The organism is Streptomyces sp. NBC_00273 (assembly GCF_036178145.1).
Classification (GTDB): Bacteria; Actinomycetota; Actinomycetes; order Streptomycetales; family Streptomycetaceae; genus Streptomyces.
On the sequence record NZ_CP108067.1, the window covers coordinates 853,846 to 872,402 of the forward strand.

Here is an 18,557-nt window from a genome sequence, read left to right on the forward strand (position 1 = left end):
ACCCGGGCGGGGACCCCGGCGGGCTCACAGCATGACGTGCTTGACCTGGGTGTAGTCCAGGAGGCCCGCCATCGAGAGGTCGCTGCCGTAGCCCGAGTGCTTGACCCCGCCGTGGGGCATCTCGGAGACGGTGGTGCCGTGGGTGTTCACCCAGACGATGCCGGTGTGCAAGGCCCGGGTCGCCCGCATGGCGCGGTCGTGGTCCCTCGTCCACACGCTGGCCGCGAGGCCGTGGCGGACGTCGTTGGCCAGGTGCAGGGCCTCCGCCTCGTCCGCGAAGGGCTGCACGGTCACGACGGGGCCGAAGACCTCCTCCTGCACGATCTCGTCGCCTTGGCGCACGCCGGCGACGACGGTGGGTTCGTGGAAGAAGCCGGGCCGTGGGAGGCGGGCGCCGCCGGTGACGATCTCGGCGTGCCGCGGCAGCCGGTCGAGCAGGAACCTTACCGAAGCCAGCTGCGCCGCGTTGTTCAGCGGGCCGAAGTCCGCGTCCGGCTCGTCCGGGGCACCCGGGCGCAGCTTGGCCGTCTCCGCCGCGAAGGCCGCGAGGAACGCGTCGTGCACCCGGTGGTGGACCAGCAGCCGGGTGGGCGCGGTGCAGTCCTGTCCCGCGTTGTAGTAGGCGACCGCGGCGAGGGCGGCGGCGGTCGCCTCGACGTCCGCGTCGTCGTGGACGAGCACCGGGGCGTTGCCGCCCAGCTCCAGGTGGACCCGTTTGAGGTCGGCGGCCGCGGCGGCGGCGATCTGTCGGCCGGCGCGCACGCTGCCGGTGACCGCGATGAGGGCCACGTCGGGGTGGGCGGTGAGCGCGCGGCCGGTGTCGCGGTCGCCGCAGACCACGTTGAGCACGCCCGGCGGCAGGTGCTCCGCCGCGACGCGGGCCAGCAGCGCGGACGACGCGGGGGTGGTGTCGGCGGGCTTGAGCACGGTCGTGTTGCCCGCGGCGACGGCCGGGGCGATCTTCCACACCGCCATCATCAGCGGGTAGTTCCACGGGGTGATCTGGGCGCAGACCCCGACCGGTTCGCGCCGCAGTACGGAAGTACGGCCTTCGGTGTACTCGGCGGCCGCGAGCCCCGGCAGGTTGCGCGCGGCTCCGGCGAAGAAGCGCAGGGTGTCGACGATCGCGGGCAGTTCCTCGGTCCTGAACTGCCGGGTCGGCTTGCCGGTGTCGCCGGTTTCGGCGGCCACGAAGGCCTCCGCGTGTTCCTCGATCGCGTCGGCGATGCCGAGCAGGGCCCGCTGGCGTACCGCCGGGGTGGTCGCGGACCAGTGCCCGTACGCGGCTACGGCGGCCGCGCAGGCGGCGTCCGTGTCGGCCCTGCCGGAGCGCGGGGCGTGGCCGTGCACCCGGCCGGTGGCGGGGTCGACGAGCTCCATCGTCCCGCCCGAGGCGGCGGGCCGGTCCACGCCCGCCACGTGGTTGAGCACGGGGTCAGCCACGGCGCAGCGCCTCCCTGGCGGCGTCGCGTCCGGTGCGTACGGCGCCTTCCATGTAGCCGGCCACCCACTGGTCGGATCCGCAGACGTAGAAGGGGGGTTCGTGGGTGCCGTGGCGGGGGCCGACGGCCATGACGTCGCCGGGGGTCCACTGGGTGACGTACCCCTGGGTCCACGGGTCGGTGCCCCACGTCCGGACGTAGGTGGCGAGCGGCCGGTGGGCCTCGTCGCCGTAGAGGCGGGCGATGTCGTCGAGGAGTTCGCGGGTGCGCAGCGCGGCGGGTGTGCCGAGCAGGACGCCCAGCCTCTCGGGTGGCACGAGGGCGGAGAGGATGCCGTCGCTCTGCGGCCAGGTGCTGCCGAGGACCCCTTCGCATTCGGAGAGGCCGCTCCGGCCGAGGTCGCGCCAGAACGGCCGGTCGTACGCGGCGACGAACTTCGCTGCGAGGGCCTGGCGTTGGCGGTGCAGGGAGGCGAGCCGCTCGTCGCCCACGCCGGTGACGGCGATCTGGCGCAGCGGGCCGACGGGCAGGGCGCTGACGACGGCGCCGGCGGTGAGGGTCTCGCCCCCGGCCAGCCGTACGGAGCAGTGGCCGGTCGGGCGGACCGTGACGGCCCGGGCGGGCGCGCCGGTGCGGATGCGTCCGCCGAGGTCGGCTGCCATCCGCAGGGCCACCGTGGCGGAGCCCTCGGCGACCCGAAGGCCCTCCCACGCCGCGTAGTCGTAGGCGCCGGGGCCGGGGACCGCGGCGTGCTTGCGCAGGGCGGCGAGCAGGGACGTACGCTCGTACGAGCCGTCGGCGAGGGCGAGTTGGCCGATCTCCCAGAGGCGGACGACGGCCGGGGTGGCTCCCTCGGCGCGCAGCCAGTCGCCGACGGACGTCCGGTCGAGGGCCGTCGCGTCGGGGTGGGACCAGGGGTCGGCCGGGTCGACGGTCCGGGCGAGTGTGCGGAAGGCGGCGGTGACCTTCTGGTGGCAGGCGTCGTCGCCGGGGCCGAACCAGTGGGGCGGATCCCCCGCGGAGACCCCTTCGGGCGTGGCGCGGGTGAGGGCACCGGGCTCGGCGACATAGCTGGGGACCAGGGTGAGGCCGAGTTCCGCGGCGAGGTCCAGGTAGGCGGTGTGGGCGCGGCCGACGACCTCTCCGCCGAGCTGGACCAGCCGGCCGTCGGGGAGTCGGGTCTGTTCGACGCGTCCGCCGACCCGGTCCCGGGCCTCGACGACGAGGACGTCGGCCCCGCCGGCGGCGAGGTCGCGCGCCGCGGCGAGGCCGGCCAGGCCGGCGCCGAGCACGATGACGTCGTGGTTCATGGGGGTGTTCCTTCGGTCGGACGGAGTCAGGACGGAGCCGGGGGCGGAGCCGGGGCGGCTTCGGCTTCAGTCCAGGACGAGGCAGTGTTCGGGCTTCCAGCCGATCTCGACGCGCTCGCCGCCGCTCCAGCGGTCCTCCCTACGGGATCGGACGGTGTTCTGCTCCAGTACGGACACCGTGACGCCGGGGGCCAGTTCGATCAGGTACGTGGTGGTCGGGCCGCAGTAGACGGTCTCGCGGACGACCCCGGTGGCACGGGCCATGTCCGGCTCCAGGTCGGACAGCCAGATCTTCTCGGGGCGGATCGACAGGTTCACCCTGCTTCCTTCGGGGACGGACGGCCGCTGGCCCACGGGCAGTTCGGGGCCGTCGTCGAGGACGACCCGGCCGGAGCGGTAGGTGCCGGGCACGAGGTTGGAAGTGCCCATGAAGGAGGCGGTGAAGCTGCTGGTGGGGCGCTCGTACACGTCCTCGGGCGTTCCGCACTGCTCGACCCGGCCCTCGTTCATGACGGCGAGGCGGTCCGACATGGTCAGGGCCTCGTCCTGGTCGTGGGTGACGAAGACGAAGGTGATGCCGACCTCGCGCTGGATCTGCTTGAGCTCGACCTGCATGTGGCGGCGCAGTTTGAGGTCGAGGGCGGCCAGCGGCTCGTCGAGGAGCAGGACCTGGGGCCGGTTGACGAGGGCGCGGGCGAGGGCGACGCGTTGTTTCTGGCCACCGGAGAGGGTGGCCGGCTTGCGGTTCGCGAGGTGCCCGAGCTGGACGAGGTCGAGCATGCCCGAGACCCGTTCGCGGATCTCGGCGCGGCCGACGCCCTTGCGCTTGAGGCCGAAGGCCACGTTGTCGGCGAGCGAGAGGTGGTCGAAGAGGGCGTAGCTCTGGAAGACGGTGTTGACGTTGCGCTTGTTGGGCGGCAGGTCGGTGACGTCCTGGCCGTCGAGGAGGACGCTGCCCGCGGTGGGGGCGGAGAAGCCGCCGATCATCCGCAGGAGGGTGGTCTTGCCGCAGCCGGAGGGGCCGAGGAGGGAGAAGAACTCGCCCGGTGCGATGTCGAGTTCGACGTCGCGTACGGCGTGGGCGCCGCCCGCGGCGGGGTACTGCTTGCTGACGCGGTCGAGTCGGACGGCGGGGCTCGGATGGATGGGCGTCGGGGTCAGCACGGGCGCCTCGGTCGGGGTGGTGGTCGTGGGGGTCGGGTGCTCGGGCGTCGGGTACTCGGGTGTCGCGCGCATGGGTGTCACTTCCCGGAGAGCAGGTCGAGGCCGCCTTTGCGCCCGAACAGGCGCGGGATGGCGAGGGCGAGGACGATGAGGCCGATGGAGCCGGCCAGCATCAGGGTGCCGACGGCGTTGATGGTGGGTTGCACGCCGAACCTGATCGCCGAGTAGATGCGCACGGACAGCGGTTGCGGGTCGACGCCGGTGGTGAAGTAGGCGAGGACGAAGTCGTCGAAGACGAGGGCGAAGATCAGCACCGCGGACGCGAGGATGCTGGGCAGCAGCGCGGGCAGGGTCACCAGGCGCAGTGCCTGCCCGCGGGTGGCGCCGAGGTCCATGGCGGCTTCTTCGACCTCCGGGTTGAGGGCGGCGATGCGGGAGCGGAGGATGACCGTCACGTAGGAAATGGAGAAGGTGATCTCGGCGAGCATCACGGTGGTGGTGGAGAGGGTGATGCCGAGCCCCTTGAAGAGGAGCATCGCCGCGACGCCCGTGACGATCTCCGGGGTGATCAGCGGGACGAGCATGATCAGGCCGGCGAACGAGCCGAGGCGGCTGCGGCTGCGTACGAGGCCCAGGGCCAGGGCCACCCCGAGGACGAGCGAGCCGGCCATGGCGGCCAGGGACACCCGCAGGCTCATGCCGAGCGAGTCGAGGAGCACCTCGTCGTGGAGGAGGGCCGTGTACCAGCGGAGGCTGACGCCGTCGAGGACGGTGAGGGACTTCTGGGCGTTGAAGGAGAACAGGACGACGACGCCGACGGGGAGGTAGAGGAGCGCGAAGAAGAGGGCGGTGACGGCGAGGGCGAACCGGGGGCGGCGCTCGGCTCCGCGCCGGCGGCGCTGCGGGGTGCTCATCGGGCCGCCTCCGCCTCGTCCTTGCGGGTGCGTCGCAGGTAGCCGAGCATCCCGAGGAACAGGACGGCCATCAGCAGCATGGTGAGGGCCGAGCCGAGGGGCCAGTTCTGGCCCTGGAAGAACTTGTCCTGGATCAGGTTGCCGATCATGATCTGGTCGGGGCCTCCCATGAGCTGGGCGCTGACGAAGTCGCCCATGGCGGGCAGGAAGACGAGGACGCAGCCGGCGGCCGCTCCCTGCCGGGTGGCGGGGACGGTGACGAAGAGGAAGGTGCGCAGGGGGCCTCCGTAGAGGTCGCGGCCGGCCTCTATGAGGGAGGTGTCCATGCGCTCCATCGCCGCGTACAGCGGGATGATCATGAAGACGACGAAGCCGTAGACGAGTCCGGCGATCACTCCGACACCGGTCTGGAGGATCTTGGTGCCTTCGTCGGCGAGACCGATCGCGCGCAGGGCTTTCAGCAGCGGGCCGTCGTCGGAGAGGACCACGGACCAGCCGTACATCCGGACCAGGTAGTTGGCGAAGAACGGGACGACGATCGCGGCGATCAGCAGGTTCTTGAAGCGGCCGCCGCGCAGGGCGATGGCGTAGGCCACCGGGTAGGCCACGGCCAGGCTGATCAGGCAGGTGATCAGCGCGTAGCCGAGGGAGCGCAGCAGGACGGTGCGGTAGGCGGGGTCGGCCAGTGCGGTGAGGTTGGCGAAGTTGAGTCCGAAGCGCGGGTTGCCGAGGGGGTCGGTGGTGCCGAGCGCCAGGGTGGCCACGAGGAGGAGGGAGACGACGAGGAAGCCGGTCATCCAGAGGGTGCCGGGGAGCAGGAGCCAGGTCCACAGGCGCGGCTGCCGGGTCCGGGTGCGGGCGCGCGGGGTGGCCTCGGGCCGGGTCCGGTCCGGGGGCGGCGCTATCGGCCCGGCCGGGTCCTGGGGCGGCCGGACCGCGGTCCCGGTGCGGTTGTTGCGTGTCGCCATGTCAGCCGGCCTTCACGTCGGTCCAGGCGGCGTCACGGGCCCGTTCGGTCCCCGCGTCGCCGTTGCGGAAGAAGAGGTCGGCCGCCAGGTCGTCGGCGGTCACCACGCACTGGGGGAACGGCTCGACGAGCGCGGCGTAGGTGTCCTCGGTGCCGCTGACCGGCATCGGGTAGCCGATGTACTCGATGTTCTTCTTCACGTTCTCCGGGCGGAGCATGTAGTCGATGAAGAGCATCGCGGTGCCGGGGTGCTGCGCGTTGGCGGGTATGGCGTAGCAGTCGGAGTTGACGGGGGCGCCCTCGCGGGCGACCTCGAAGCCGAAGACGGCCGGGTCCTCGGCCTGGTCGAGCATGGCGGCCATGTCTCCGCTCCACGCCTGGGTCATGTCGGCGTTGCCGTTGAGGAGGTTGTTGTAGCTGTCGCTGGAGAAGCCGCGCAGGCGGGGGCGGAGCGAGCGCAGGGCGTCGGTGACGCGCGCGAGGTCGCCGTGGTCGCCGGTGGTGAGGTCGAGGCCGAGCTTGAGCGCGCCGAGGCCCAGCACCTCGTCGCGGTCGTCGAGGACGAAGACCTTGCCCTTCGCCTGGTCGTTCCACAGGTCGTCCCAGGAGCCGGTCAGGTCGCCGAGCCGGTCCCTGCGCCAGCCGATGCCCGTCTTGTACATGGTGAACGGGACGGTGTGCGCGGAGCGGGGGTCGTACCAGGGGTCGGCGAAGTAGCCGTAGCCGCCGAACACCGCCTCGGCGCCCCGCAGCCGGGAGTGGTCGATCGTACGGAGGCGACCGCCGGCGGCGAGGCGCTCGGCCCATTTCGCGGTGGGGAAGATGATGTCGTAGCGGTTGCCGGCGTTGAGTTTGGCGGCCATGCCCTCCATCGAGTCGTAGTTCGACTGGACGACCTTGACGCCGTACTCCTTCTGGAAGCCTTCGAAGACGCTGGGCTCGACGAAGTCCGCCCAGTTGAAGTAGACGAGGTCGCCGTCGACCTTGACGTCGATGGGCGCTTGCGCGGTCGCCCTGCCGGCCGGGTCGTCGGCGGTGGCGAAGCCGCATCCGGAGGCGGCGAGGGCGAGGGCGGCGGCAGTGCCGGCGCGGAGGAACGAACGTCTGGTCGGGGGGAGTGCCTCGGGGGACATGGGGTCCTCTCCGTAGGGGCCGCAGGGGGACGGCGGGAACGAGCGGTACGTGGGGGCTCGGTCGTGCGGCGGGCGCGGCGCGGGGGTGGGGCGGGGGCGCTGCGCTGCGGTGAAGCGGTCGTGCGGTCGTGCGGTCGTGCGGTCGTGCCGTGGTTGGCGCGGCGGATGGGGCGGATGGGGCGGGCCTCAGTCGCCCGGGTCCTCCAGATCGGCCCGGATGCGGCCGGCGAACCAGCCGACCGCCGACTCGCGGCGCGACAGCGGTCCGGGCTCGAACCCGGGGGTGGAGAGCCCCTTCTGCACGCGGGCGACCAGCTCGGCGTCCTCGTCGTTGGTGATCCAGCCGATGTGGATGTTCAGGCGGCGGGCGAGGCGGGTGCGCAGGCTGGTGCCGCGGCGGGTGTAGAACGCGCCGGGTACGGCCACGCGGTCCACCGCCGTGGGGATCGCGGTCCAGGCCAGCACGTGGTCGGGGTAGAAGTCGATGAGGGTGTTCGGGTAGATCACCGCGTACCGCCAGATCCGGCGGTCGGCCTCGCCGAGGCCCGGCATCGGGGCGGCGATGCGCTGGTAGAGGCGCTCGGCCCAGTTCGAGGACGGCTTGTCGCGCAGCGGTGAGGCGAAGAGCGCGTAGGACTCCTCGATCTCGCAGGTGTAGCCGTGGTAGTCGAGCAGCCGCATCAGGCCGGGGTGGGCGACCGGGACGTGGTAGCCCTCCAGGTAGTTGTCGACCGCCACCTTCCAGTTGGCCTGCTGCACCTCGGCGGCGGCCAGGTCGTGGATGCGGGCGCGGCCGATGGGCACCAGGTCGGCTCCGGCGTAGTGGCCGACCGCCTCCGCGAGGCCCGCGCAGCTCGTGGCCAGCGGTTCGGCGTCGGGATCGAGGTTGACGAAGACGAAGCCGAGGAAGGACTCGACGCGGGCCGGGAAGAGGCCGAGCTTCGGCTTGTCGAGGCAGGGGATCTGGCGGGCCTCCGGGGCGCCGACCAGGCTCCCGTCGAGCCGGTACGTCCAGCCGTGGTAGGGGCAGCGGATCGCCTTGCCGGTCGGTTCGGGAGTGGTGACCAGGCGGGTTCCGCGGTGGCGGCAGACGTTGAGGTGGGCGGCGAGGCCGCCGTCCTCGGTGCGCACCACCAGGACCTCGCGGTCGGCGACCGTGGCGGCGAGCCGCGCTCCCGGGTTCGGCAGGTCGGACTCGTGGCAGACGAGCTGCCACGCCCGGCCGAAGACGTGCCGGGTCTCCGCGGCGGCGGTCCCGGGGTCGGTGTAGTAGCGGGCCGGGAGGGCCGGCCCGGGGGCGTCGGTGGCAGGGGCCTCGCGGGCGGTGGGCCCGGGGGCCGGCGGTTCGGGAACGAGGGCCTCGGGGGCAGGGGCGTGGCCCGGCGGCCCGGTCCGGTCGGATCGGGCGGTGGCGTCGGATCGAACCGTGGCGTCGGATCCGACGGTGCGGCCCGTCGGGGTTTCGGGAGCTCTTGAGTGCATCGGTGACTCCTCCGTGCCGGCGTGCGGCGATCGGTGTCGGCGTTCGATGACGAGGCAAAAAGAGGCAAGGCGGGGCGGGGCGAGGCAAGGCGATCCAGCGGCGGGCAGGCGGTCGGGGCGGGAAGGCCGGAACCAGGCTGACCGATTGGACAGCCAGATTGCTGGCTCATTTCCACCGGGTCAAGACTTGTTCACTGACCGATCGGTCAGCTAGCGTAATTCTTGCCTGACCGATCGGTCAGCAAACGTGCTTTCCTGTCGCCGCACCGGCCCTGCTCCGCATTCCTCCTGCTCACCAGGGCGGGCGCAGCCGGGCGGCCCGCCCGGCCCGCCCGGGCCCGCACCCCCGATCCCCTCCGATCCCCCGCCCGCCCACGGCTCCCGCCGGGCGCCGGGCCGGCGGCGGTATCCCACCTCCCGGAGGCACGCATGAGCGGTCGTCGGCGTCTGGACTGGCTCGGGCTCACCCCCGAACCGGAGCGAGAACTCCCCACCGCGGTCGCCGCACTGCGCGCCTCGCCACACGGTGCGTCCGCGGGGCCACCCCCGCACGACCTCGCGGTCGCGGAGCGGCGCCGCGTGGAGCGCCTGATCCTGCGCGGCAGCCGGCACAGCTGGCTCCGCTACCTCGCCGAGGTCACCGACCTGGTGACCGGCGTCGCCGCCGGGTCCCGGTCGGGCGACCGGGCCGCCGCCCTGCTCGCCGGCGAGGTCGTCCTCGACCACCACCGCATGCTCATCGGCCTCCCGGGACCGGGATACGGCCGCACCGCCCAGGACCGCACCGCGCTGGAGCGCGCCGTACGGACCCTGCGCACCCACCCCACGACAGGAGCCGGCCGATGACCACGATCCGACTCCCGACGGCGCAGCCGCCGGGCACCGTTCTCGGAGCGGTGCCGCAGGTCACCGAGAGCGCCGACGCCTACCGCGCCACCGGCGGCTACGACGCGGCCACGGGTCCGGAGGAACTGCTCGCCCACCTCGCCGCCTCCGGGCTGCGCGGTCGCGGCGGGGCGGGATTCCCGGCCGCCGTCAAACTGCGCTCCGTACGCGACCGCGGCGGCTCCCCCGTCGTCGTGGCCAACGGCGAGGAGGGGGAACCGGGCTCGGCCAAGGACCGCTGGCTCCTGCGGGCCCGACCGCACCTGGTCCTCGACGGCCTCGCCCGCGCCGCCGCGGCAACCGGCGCCGTACGCGGCTTCGTGTACCTCTCGGACCCGGCGGCGGGCGAGAGCGTGCGCCGCGCCCTCGCCGAACACCCGCCGCCGCTGCCCGTGGAGGTCGTCGAGGTCGGTCACACCTACGTGGCCGGCGAGGAGACGGCAGTGGTCCGCCGGATCGACGGCGGCCCGGCGCTGCCCACCGCCAAGCCGCCCCGTCCCTTCGAGCAGGGGGTCGGCGGTGCGCCGACCCTGGTGTCCAACGTCGAGACGCTCGCCCGGATCGCCCTCACCGCCACCCGGCCCGACCTGCGGCGCACCATCGCCCGCAGCACCCTGGTGACCCTGTCCGGCGGCCCGGCCGCACCGGTGCTCACCGAGGTCCCCTACGGAACCCCGCTGCGCACGCTGGCCGCGCGGTACGGGACCCCGGACGCGGCCGGAGCCCTGATGGGCGGGTTGTTCGGCGGACTCGTCGACGCCCGCGCCCTGGATGACCTCCCCCTCGAACCCGGCGCGCTCACCGCCGCCGGCACCGCCCTGGGGTGCGGAGCCATCCGCTTCCTCACCCCCGCCGGTTGCCCCGTGACCACCGCCGCCGACGCGGCCGCCCACCTCGCGGCCGAGAGCGCCCGGCAGTGCGGGGTCTGCGTCTCCGGGACCGCCGCCGTCGGCAAGGCCCTGTACGGCCTCGCCGCCGGGACCGCCGGCCCGGACACCACGGACGGCCTGCTCCGCTGGTCGCAGGGCCTGACCGGGCGCGGCGCCTGCGGACTCCTCGACGCGGCGGCGGGGATCGCGGGCAGCCTGCTCCGCTCCTTCCCCGGGCTCGTCCGCTCCCATCTCGCCGCGCCGTGCCCGGTGTGCGCGGACGCGACGCCCGGGGACGGCCGCCGCCGTCTCACCGTGGCCGTACCGGAGGTCGCCTCCCGGTTCGCCCACACCCCCGACACCGCTGTGCCCGCGCTGAAAGGAACGCCGTGAAACTCCTACTGGACTCCACCCGCTGCCAGGGCTACGGACTGTGCCAGGAACCCGCACCCGACCTGGTCGAACTCGACGAATGGGGCTACGCGAACGTCATCGCCGTCCTCGTCCCGGCCGGCACCGAGGACGCCGCCCGCGCCTGCGTCGAAAGCTGCCCCAACTCCGCCCTCCGCGTGGAGGGATGACATGGGACGCGACCTGACCGCCCTCTTCGACCCCCGCTCGGTCGCCGTCGTCGGCGCCAGCGACGACCCCGCGAAGTACGGCCACGCGGTGGCCGCCCAGGCCCTGCGCGCCCCCGACCGGCGGCCCGTGCACCTGGTCAACCGGCGCGGCGGCAGCGTACTGGGCCGCACCGCGGCCACCTCCCTGACCGCCGTCGGCGAACCGGTCGACCTGGTGGTGATCTCCGTACCCGGCGCCGGCTTCGAAGCCGCCGTCGACGAGGCCCTGGCCTGCGGGGCGAAGGCGATCGTCGCCATCACCGCGGGCTTCGCCGAGGCCGGTCCCGCGGGCCTGGCCCGGCAGCGGTCGGTCGCCGCCCGGGTACGGGCCGCCGGAGCCGTCCTCGTCGGCCCCAACTGCCTGGGCATCGCCGACAACACCACCGAGCTGTACCTCGCCTCGGACCGCTTCGCCCCCGGCGGCGTCGCCCTGCTCAGCCAGAGCGGCAACCTCGCCCTCGAACTCCAGCTCCGCGGTGAACCGCACGGCCTGGGCTTTTCCCGGTTCGTCTCCCTCGGCAACCAGGCCGACATCACCCTCGTCGACCTCGTCGAGGACTGCGCCCGCCACGAGGCCACCTCGGCGATCGCCGTGTACGCCGAGGACTTCGGCGACGGCCGGGCCTTCGCGGCGGCCGCCGCCGCGGCGGGCAAGCCGGTGGTGCTGCTCACGGCCGGCCGGGGCTCCGCCTCCGCACGCAGCGCCCGGTCGCACACCGGGGCCCTCACCACCTCGGCCGACGTGGTGGCCGCCGCCTGCCGCGACGCGGGGGCCGAACTCGTCCGCACGCCGAGGGAGATGACGGTCGTACTGGCCGCGCTGGCCGCCGGAGTGCGGACGGGCGGCCGGCGCACCGCAGTCTTCACCGACGGCGGCGGCCACGGCGCGGTCGCCGCCGACGCGGCCGAGGACGCCGGGCTCCACGTACCGGAGCTCGGCGGGCCGACGCAGGACGTGCTGCGGACCGTGCTGTGGGAGCAGTCCTCGGTCGGCAACCCCGTCGACCTGGCGGGGATGGGTGAACAGCGGCCCCTCTCCTACGCGGACACGGTCGGGGCGCTGCTCGCCGCCGACGAGGTCGACGCCGTCCTGATGACCGGGTACTTCGGCGGGTACGCCGCTTCCGAGGGCGGACTGGGCGGCGGACCGGCAGGGGGCTCAGTACTGGCCGAGGGCGAGGCCCGGGCGGCCAAGGAGATCGTCGCTCACCTCGCCGCCGCGCCGAAGCCGCTGGTCGTGCAGTCGATGTACCCCCGGTCACCGAGCTGCCGGGTGCTGGCCGAGGCCGGGGTGCCGGTTTTCGCCGCCACCGAGGACGCCGCCCGCGCGCTGGCGGCCATGACCGGACGGGGGACGGCTGACGCCGAAGGCACCGGCGTGCCCCCGCTACCGCCCGCCGCCGCACCGTTGGCGGACCCGGGCTACCACGGGGTGCGGGCGCTGCTCGACGCCGCCGGCGTGCCGTTCCCGGCGGCGCGCGAGATCACGGACGAGGCCGGACTGCTCGCCGCGGCCGCGGAGTTCGACGGCCCGTACGTGCTCAAGGCCCTGCACGTCCTGCACAAGTCCGACGCCGGAGGTGTGGCGCTGCGCCTGGCCGACCGGGACGCGCTCCTCGCCGCGTACCGGGAGATGCGCGCACGGCTCGGAGCGCCCGCCTACTCGGTCGAGGCGATGGCCGACCTCACGGACGGCGTCGAGCTGATCGTGGGCGTGAACCAGGACCCTCGGTTCGGGCCGATCGCCCTGGTCGGACTCGGCGGCGTCCTCACCGAGTCGCTCCGCGACGTCGCCTTCGCGCTGGCGCCCGTACCGGCCCGGCGGGCCGAGGCCCTGCTGCGCGGTCTGCGCAGTGCGGCCCTCCTGGACGGCGTGCGCGGTCGGCCGGCCGTCGACGTGGCCGCGGCGGCGGCCGTCATCGAGCGCATCACCACCGTCGCCGCGGCGCACCCGGAGATCGCCGAACTGGAGGTCAACCCGCTGCTGGTGCGCCCGGACGGCGCCCTCGCCCTGGACGCACGGGCCGTCCTGCACTGACCTCCCCACCCCCACTCCCGCCCCACCCCCTGTGCTCTGGAGGACTGACGACCCATGGACTTCCGCTACACGCCCGAGCAGGCCGACCTCAAAGCCCGAGCCGCCGCCTACGCCCGGCTCCTGATGACCTACGAGGACCGGTCCGAGGAGGCCGGCGGCCCGCTGCCCGTCGACACCGTCCGCGAGCTGACCCGTGCCGCCGTCGACGCCGGCGTCTACGCGATCAACATGCCCGCCGAGTGGGGCGGCGCCGGGCTGTCCCTGCTGGACCAGGTCATCGTCGAGGAGGAGTTCGGCAAGGTCACCAACTGCCTGTGGGACATCCCCTGGCGGCCCGCGAACGTCCTCGCGTACGGGACCGAGGCGCAGCGGGAGAAGTACCTGCTGCCGGTCATCCGGGGCGAGCGGTTCGACGCGTTCGCGGTGACCGAGCCGGGTGCGGGCTCCGATCCCGGCTCGGGCACGAGCACGGCGACCCGTACCGACGGCGGTTGGCTGCTGAACGGCGAGAAGTGGTTCGTGACCTGCGGGGACATCGCGGACTTCCTGCTGGTGCAGGCGGATGCGGGGCCCGAGCGGGCGGCGACCCTGTTCTTCGTGGACAAGCAGGCGCCCGGGGTCGAGATGACCCGGGTCCCCCGCTTCATGCACTCCGCGGTCAACGGGCACCCCGAGTTCACCTTCACCGACGTCTTCGTCCCGGACGAGGACGTGCTGGGCGGTGTCGGCAACGGTTACGAGCTGACCAAGGAGTGGTTCACCGACGAGCGGCTGATGATCGCGGCCCGGACCGTCGGCGCCGCCGAGCGGGCTCTCGAGCTCGCCCGGGACTGGGCGGTCGAGCGCCGCCAGTTCGGCTCCCCCATCGCCGACTTCCAGCTGATCCAGGGGATGCTCGCCGACTGCGCCGTCGACATCGCCGTCAACCGCGCCTACACCCACCAGGTGGCCTGGGAGGCCGACCGGCCGGAGACCGACCGCAAGACGCTGCACGCCAAGGCCTCGACGGCGAAGCTCGCGGCGAGCGAGGCGGCCGGGCGCGTCATCGACCGGTGCGTGCAGATCTTCGGCGGGCGCGGCTACGACCGTACGTACCCGGTCGAGCGCATGTACCGCGAACTGCGCGTCGACCGGATCTGGGAGGGCACCTCCGAGATCCAGCGCCTGATCATCGCCAACGAGCTGATCAAGCGCGGCACCCGGGCCCTCGCCCTTCCCGTCACCTCTCCCACCACCTCTCCCGCCACCCCTCCTGCCGCACTTCCCGCCTCCTGACGACCGCTCCCCCACCACGACCCAGAGGACAGACAGACATGGACTTCCGCCTCACCGCCCGTCAGGAAGAGCTCCGGAGCACGGCGCGCGCGCTCACCGACTTCATCACGAAGTACGAACTCGACTGCGAGGAGAACAACGGGCTGCCCCCGCAGGCCCACGCCGAGATCCGCGACGCCGTCCTCGACAGCGGGCTGCAGGCCGTCAACATGCCCGTGGAGTGGGGCGGCGCGGGCCTCACCATCCTGGAGCAGGTCACCGTCCAGGCGGAGCTCGGCCGGCTCACCGGAGCGCTGTGGGACATGGTGTGGCGGCCGGCCAACGCCCTGTCCTTCTGCACGCCCGAGCAGCGCGAGCGCTACCTCGTCCCGGTGATCCGCGGGCAGCGCCGGGACTGTTACGCGGTGACCGAGCCCGAGGCCGGCTCCGACCCGCAGAACCTGCGGACCACGGCGACGCGGACCGCCGGCGGCTGGGTGCTGAACGGCGAGAAGTGGTTCGTGACCGTCGGCGACCACGCCGACTTCATGATCGTGCTGGCCGCGGCCGGGGAGGAGCGCGCACCGACCCTCTTCCTCGTCGACAAGGACACGACGGGCATCGAGATGACCCGGGTGCCGCGCTGGATGCACACCTTCGTCTACGAGCACCCCGAGTTCACCTTCACCGAGGTGTTCGTCCCCGACGACGCGGTGCTCGGCGAGGTGGGCCAGGGCTACGACATCACGCGCTCGTGGTTCACCGAGGAGCGGCTGATGATCGCCGCCCGGACGATCGGGGCGGCGGAGCGGGCCCTGGAGCTCGCCCGGGACTGGGCGGTCGAGCGGCGTCAGTTCGGCTCGCGCATCGCCGACTTCCAGCTGATCCAGGGGATGCTCGCCGACAGTGCCGTCGACATCGCCGTCAACCGCGCCTACACCCACCAGGTGGCCTGGGAGGTGGACGAGGGCGTCATCGACCGCAAGACGCTGCACGCGAAGGCGGCCATCGCCAAGCTGGCGGCGAGCGAGGCATCGGGCCGCGTCGTCGACCGGTGCCTGCAGATCTTCGGCGGGCGCGGCTACGACCGCTCCTACCCGGTCGAGCGGCTCTACCGCGAACTGCGCGTCGACCGGATCTGGGAGGGCACCTCCGAGATCCAGCGCCTGATCGTCGCGGGCGAACTGGTCAAGCGCGGTACGGGCGTTCTGCAGATGCCTTCCCCGCAGTGACGGGCGGGGAGTGACGGGTGGGGGTGGGCAGGGCCGGCGGTCCGGGCCGCCCCCGCCCCGTGGAGTGCAGGAGCAGCAAGTACCCCGGGAGCACCAAGCAGCAAGCACCAAGCACCAGAGGAGGGAGGACCGATCGATGACCGATGTCGAACGGGTCGGGATCGTGGGCTGCGGACTGATGGGGTCCGGCATCGCCGAGGTCTGCGCCCGGGCCGGGCGGGACGTCGTGGTGGTGGAGACGACCCGTACGGCCGCGGCCGCCGGCCTGGAGCGGATCACCCGTTCCCTGGCACGCGCCGCGGCGTCCGGCAAGCTGACGGCCGCCGAACGGGACGCCGCCGTCGGCCGGATCGTGGTGACCACGGACGTGGCGCGGCTGGCGGACCGGGACCTCGTCGTCGAGGCGGTGGCGGAGGACGAGCGGGCGAAGCTGGAGGTCTTCGCCCTGCTCGACCGGGTGGTGGAGCGCCGGGACGCGGTCCTCGCGACGAACACCTCCTCCATCCCCGTCATCAGGCTGGCCGCGGCCGTCTCGCGGCCGGAGCAGGTCGTCGGCCTGCACTTCTTCAATCCGGTGCCGGTGCTCGCGCTGGTCGAGCTGGTTCCGTCCCTGCTCACCGGCGACGAGACCGTCCGGCGGGCACACGTCTTCGCCTCCGAGGTGCTGGGCAAGGAGGTCGTGCGCGCCCGGGACCGGGCCGGGTTCGTCGTGAACGCGCTCCTCGTGCCGTACCTACTGGCCGCCGTGCGCATGGCCGAGCACGGCGCCGCGTCGGCCGAGGACATCGACCGGGGCATGACCCTGGGCTGCGCGCACCCGCTGGGACCGCTCGCCCTGGCCGATCTGATCGGCCTGGACACGGTGCAGGCCATCGCCCGGTCGATGTACGCGGAGTACCGGGAGCCGCTGTACGCCCCGCCGCCACTGCTGGCCCGGATGGTCGACGCGGGCCGGCTGGGCCGCAAGACGGGCCGGGGCTTCCACACCTACGGCAACCGCGGGGGCGGCGCGATGCGCGAGGATGGTGGTGTGGTGGCCACGGCAACCGGGCCCACCCGCCCGGTCCACGGGCGCCGACACGGGGAGCAGCCAACGTGACCAAGGCCGAGCGCGCACTCGAGACGCGTGAGCGAATCCTCACGGCCGCGTGCGAAGTCATCGCCGACATCGGATTCGAGAACGTCAGCATGCGCAAGGTCGCCGAGCACGCCGGTGTGTCGAAGGCCCTGCTGCACTACCACTTCGACACGCGGGAGAAGCTCTTCGCCGAGGCGATGACGCACTCCTTCGCCCAGACCGGTACGGACACCGAAGGAGTCCCCGACTCGGTGCCCTCCTCGGTCGTCCTGGCCCGCATCCTGCGGAGCATGCTGCCGACCGACGCGGAGCTGCGCCAGGACTGGAAGCTCTGGCAGGAGTTGTGGGTGCGGGCCCAGCGCGACGCGGCGGCCCGGCACTTGGCCGTCGACCTCTACGACCAACTGCACGCGTGGGTCGGCGGGGCCGTGGAACGGGGCATCCGTTCGGGGGAGTTCGCCGACTGCGACGTCTCCGCGCTCGGCACCCTGGTACTGGCCCTGTGCGACGGCCTCGGCATCCGGCTGATGCTCGACGATCCCCGGGTGGACCTCGCGGCGGCCCGGTCGACGATCTGGCGGGCCATCGCCCCCACGCTGGGCATCGCTGCGGAGTTCCCGGACGTGTGACCGGACCGGTGCGGCCGGGGCGGGTCAGCGCGGACCGTGCACGGTCTGGACGCGGCCGGTCGGGTCGACGGTGAGGGCGACGCGCTCCGTCTTGTTCCCCAGGGCCAGCACGATCCACACGACGCCCCAGAGCAGGCAGGTGAAGATGGTCAGGATCGCGTGCAGGAGGTGGTTGACGTTGCCGCCGCGCACCAGCACCGCCTGGGTCGGGGAGCGCGATTCGACGCGCCATCCGAGGGCGACGTACTGGTTCACCGTCCAGTCGAGGACCGCGGTGCGCCGTGCGTCGTCGAGCTGCTCGCCCGGGGGAACGTTGAACAGTTCCGGGGGCGGGTCCGGAAGCGGCCCCCAGCCCTTCGGTTCGTCGGACTTGGCCATGGGTTCTGCCTCCCCACGCGTCGGGGCCGCCGGAGGGCGGCACCGGGGGCGGGACGGTTTCGGTACGGTCCCGCACCTCCCAGGGTGCGCCGGACGGGCGGGTCCAGCATTCCGAGCCCGCCGGACCAGTCCACCCATCGGATGTGCGTTCGAGTTCGAGCCCGGCCTTCCGGGCATTGTCAGTGGCGCGTCCTACAGTCGGAGCATTCCCATTCAAGGGTTGAGGCGGGCTGCCTCGCTGCACGATCCCGCCCCACCGGACCCCCTCGGGGGACAGCGCCCGGTGGGGTGGCGCGCGGCCCTGCCGAGGGCTCGACCGCGGCCCTGCCCGGGGTTCAGTCCCAGAACTCGCCGTCGTGCGGCAGGGCGGCGAAGTGCTCCGGGTCGTGGGAGAGGAAGACCCGGATGCCGGACCGGGACAGGGCGCGCAGGCGCCCGTAGGTCAGCATCTTCTCCTGGGTGTTCCAGTCGCTGAGCATCGGCACGTCGTGTTCCAGCCCCTGTTGCAGGTGGGCCGCGTCGCCCATGAGCGCGATCCGCCCGTGGTGGTCGAGGTCGAGGATGACCCCCTGGTGGCCGGGGGTGTGGCCGGCGGTGCGCACGAGGGTGAGCGTGCCGTCCCGGAACAGGTCGGTGTCACCGCTCAGTTCGAGGAAGTCGTAGTTCCGGCCGCCCGCGTAGTCCTCGAAGGCGTAGCCCCGGGCCGTCCAGCGGTCCGGCCACCACGCGTGGCGCAGCTCGTCGTGCTGGGCCACGTGGACGGCGTGCGGGAAGTAGGTCATCCCTCCGGCGTGGTCGAGGTGCAGGTGGGAGTAGAGGACGTACCTGATGTCGGCGAGCCGGTAGCCGAGCCGCTCCAGTTGCGCGTCGACGGCGTGTGCCCGGGTGAACCCCTCGGCGCCGTACGCCGCCCGCAGGCCCGGACCCCAGTGGGCCTCGGCCGCCTCCGGATCCGCGACGCGGTGGTTGACGCCCGTGTCGAAGAGGATCGGTCCGTGGGTGGCGTGCTCGATGACGGCGACCGTCGAGGGCACGGTGACCGTGCCGCTCGCCCCGTACAGGAGGTCGCTCTTCGGCAGGGTGAAGGGCCCCGCGTCCAGTGTGGTCACGCGCAGTCTCGGGGTCACCACGGGGACCTCCCTCCCGACGTGCCGGCGGGCGG

General features: G+C 73.3%; 17 protein-coding genes. 8 read left to right on the forward strand and 9 right to left on the reverse strand.

Annotation, left to right across the window (positions count from 1 at the left end; genetic code table 11):
* Positions 1–24: 24 nt before the first annotated feature.
* The 7 genes from OG386_RS03460 to OG386_RS03490 form a co-directional block, all read right to left on the reverse strand.
* Positions 25–1,443: an aminobutyraldehyde dehydrogenase gene (locus tag OG386_RS03460; protein WP_328786677.1), complete on the reverse strand. Its 1,419-nt coding sequence runs from the start codon at positions 1,441–1,443 to the stop codon at positions 25–27.
* A complete protein-coding gene (locus tag OG386_RS03465; RefSeq protein WP_328786678.1) occupies positions 1,436–2,752 on the reverse strand; it encodes a flavin monoamine oxidase family protein in 1,317 nt (438 codons plus the stop codon). The genes OG386_RS03460 and OG386_RS03465 overlap by 8 nt, the downstream gene beginning before the upstream one ends.
* A gap of 66 nt (positions 2,753–2,818) precedes the next feature.
* Entirely contained in the window at positions 2,819–3,988 is a 1,170-nt protein-coding gene (locus OG386_RS03470) for an ABC transporter ATP-binding protein (RefSeq protein WP_405790314.1), read from the reverse strand.
* A 5-nt stretch (positions 3,989–3,993) separates the two neighbouring features.
* The gene (locus tag OG386_RS03475) at positions 3,994–4,830 is read right to left on the reverse strand and encodes an ABC transporter permease (protein ID WP_328786680.1); all 837 of its coding nucleotides are present in this window, start codon (positions 4,828–4,830) and stop codon (positions 3,994–3,996) included.
* Positions 4,827–5,798 (reverse strand): ABC transporter permease, encoded by a 972-nt coding sequence (locus OG386_RS03480; RefSeq protein WP_328786681.1) that lies wholly within the window; start codon positions 5,796–5,798, stop codon positions 4,827–4,829. Before OG386_RS03480 ends, OG386_RS03475 begins: the two co-directional genes overlap by 4 nt.
* Before the next feature lies 1 nt (position 5,799).
* Positions 5,800–6,930, reverse strand: a complete 1,131-nt coding sequence (locus tag OG386_RS03485) for a polyamine ABC transporter substrate-binding protein (protein ID WP_328786682.1) — start codon at positions 6,928–6,930, stop codon at positions 5,800–5,802.
* A gap of 186 nt (positions 6,931–7,116) precedes the next feature.
* A complete protein-coding gene (locus OG386_RS03490) occupies positions 7,117–8,412 on the reverse strand; it encodes an aromatic ring-hydroxylating oxygenase subunit alpha (RefSeq protein WP_328786683.1) in 1,296 nt (431 codons plus the stop codon).
* Between the two features lie 429 nt (positions 8,413–8,841).
* On the opposite strand from OG386_RS03490, the gene OG386_RS03495 reads away from it, so the two are divergent.
* The 8 genes from OG386_RS03495 to OG386_RS03530 all read left to right on the forward strand — a co-directional run bounded on the left by OG386_RS03495 (position 8,842) and on the right by OG386_RS03530 (position 17,017).
* Entirely contained in the window at positions 8,842–9,258 is a 417-nt protein-coding gene (locus OG386_RS03495) for a hypothetical protein (RefSeq protein ID WP_328786684.1), read from the forward strand.
* Positions 9,255–10,559, forward strand: a complete 1,305-nt coding sequence (locus tag OG386_RS03500) for an NADH-ubiquinone oxidoreductase-F iron-sulfur binding region domain-containing protein (protein WP_328786685.1) — start codon at positions 9,255–9,257, stop codon at positions 10,557–10,559. Before OG386_RS03495 ends, OG386_RS03500 begins: the two co-directional genes overlap by 4 nt.
* Complete coding sequence (locus OG386_RS03505; RefSeq protein WP_301363693.1) at positions 10,556–10,747, forward strand: ferredoxin; 192 nt, start codon at positions 10,556–10,558, stop codon at positions 10,745–10,747. The genes OG386_RS03500 and OG386_RS03505 overlap by 4 nt, the downstream gene beginning before the upstream one ends.
* 1 nt (position 10,748) lies before the next feature.
* On the forward strand, positions 10,749–12,824 hold the full coding sequence (locus OG386_RS03510) for an acetate--CoA ligase family protein (protein ID WP_328786686.1): 2,076 nt from the start codon (positions 10,749–10,751) through the stop codon (positions 12,822–12,824).
* A 54-nt stretch (positions 12,825–12,878) separates the two neighbouring features.
* Complete coding sequence (locus tag OG386_RS03515) at positions 12,879–14,099, forward strand: acyl-CoA dehydrogenase family protein (RefSeq protein WP_328786687.1); 1,221 nt, start codon at positions 12,879–12,881, stop codon at positions 14,097–14,099.
* Positions 14,100–14,137: 38 nt separating this feature from the next.
* Positions 14,138–15,310: an acyl-CoA dehydrogenase family protein gene (locus OG386_RS03520; RefSeq protein WP_328786688.1), complete on the forward strand. Its 1,173-nt coding sequence runs from the start codon at positions 14,138–14,140 to the stop codon at positions 15,308–15,310.
* A gap of 136 nt (positions 15,311–15,446) precedes the next feature.
* Positions 15,447–16,409 carry a 3-hydroxybutyryl-CoA dehydrogenase gene (locus OG386_RS03525; protein WP_328786689.1) on the forward strand — a complete coding sequence of 321 codons (963 nt, stop codon included), beginning with the start codon at positions 15,447–15,449 and terminating at the stop codon, positions 16,407–16,409.
* Positions 16,406–17,017 (forward strand): TetR/AcrR family transcriptional regulator, encoded by a 612-nt coding sequence (locus OG386_RS03530; RefSeq protein WP_328786690.1) that lies wholly within the window; start codon positions 16,406–16,408, stop codon positions 17,015–17,017. Before OG386_RS03525 ends, OG386_RS03530 begins: the two co-directional genes overlap by 4 nt.
* Positions 17,018–17,041: 24 nt before the next feature.
* Here OG386_RS03530 and OG386_RS03535 read toward each other — a convergent pair whose 3' ends face one another.
* Together OG386_RS03535 and OG386_RS03540 are read right to left on the reverse strand one after the other, a co-directional pair.
* On the reverse strand, positions 17,042–17,395 hold the full coding sequence (locus OG386_RS03535) for a hypothetical protein (RefSeq protein ID WP_328786691.1): 354 nt from the start codon (positions 17,393–17,395) through the stop codon (positions 17,042–17,044).
* A gap of 335 nt (positions 17,396–17,730) precedes the next feature.
* On the reverse strand, positions 17,731–18,525 hold the full coding sequence (locus tag OG386_RS03540; RefSeq protein ID WP_328786692.1) for an N-acyl homoserine lactonase family protein: 795 nt from the start codon (positions 18,523–18,525) through the stop codon (positions 17,731–17,733).
* Positions 18,526–18,557: the final 32 nt, after the last annotated feature.

Coding starts and splice junctions, on each gene's coding strand:
- OG386_RS03495 (WP_328786684.1), top strand. CDS start 8,842: ATGAGCGGTCGTCGGCGTCTGGACTGGCTCGGGCTCACCCCCGAACCG.
- OG386_RS03485 (WP_328786682.1), bottom strand. CDS start 6,930: ATGTCCCCCGAGGCACTCCCCCCGACCAGACGTTCGTTCCTCCGCGCC.
- OG386_RS03480 (WP_328786681.1), bottom strand. CDS start 5,798: ATGGCGACACGCAACAACCGCACCGGGACCGCGGTCCGGCCGCCCCAG.
- OG386_RS03535 (WP_328786691.1), bottom strand. CDS start 17,395: ATGGCCAAGTCCGACGAACCGAAGGGCTGGGGGCCGCTTCCGGACCCG.
- OG386_RS03465 (WP_328786678.1), bottom strand. CDS start 2,752: ATGAACCACGACGTCATCGTGCTCGGCGCCGGCCTGGCCGGCCTCGCC.
- OG386_RS03510 (WP_328786686.1), top strand. CDS start 10,749: ATGGGACGCGACCTGACCGCCCTCTTCGACCCCCGCTCGGTCGCCGTC.
- OG386_RS03500 (WP_328786685.1), top strand. CDS start 9,255: ATGACCACGATCCGACTCCCGACGGCGCAGCCGCCGGGCACCGTTCTC.
- OG386_RS03470 (WP_405790314.1), bottom strand. CDS start 3,988: ATGCGCGCGACACCCGAGTACCCGACGCCCGAGCACCCGACCCCCACG.
- OG386_RS03525 (WP_328786689.1), top strand. CDS start 15,447: ATGACCGATGTCGAACGGGTCGGGATCGTGGGCTGCGGACTGATGGGG.
- OG386_RS03490 (WP_328786683.1), bottom strand. CDS start 8,412: ATGCACTCAAGAGCTCCCGAAACCCCGACGGGCCGCACCGTCGGATCC.
- OG386_RS03520 (WP_328786688.1), top strand. CDS start 14,138: ATGGACTTCCGCCTCACCGCCCGTCAGGAAGAGCTCCGGAGCACGGCG.
- OG386_RS03475 (WP_328786680.1), bottom strand. CDS start 4,830: ATGAGCACCCCGCAGCGCCGCCGGCGCGGAGCCGAGCGCCGCCCCCGG.
- OG386_RS03515 (WP_328786687.1), top strand. CDS start 12,879: ATGGACTTCCGCTACACGCCCGAGCAGGCCGACCTCAAAGCCCGAGCC.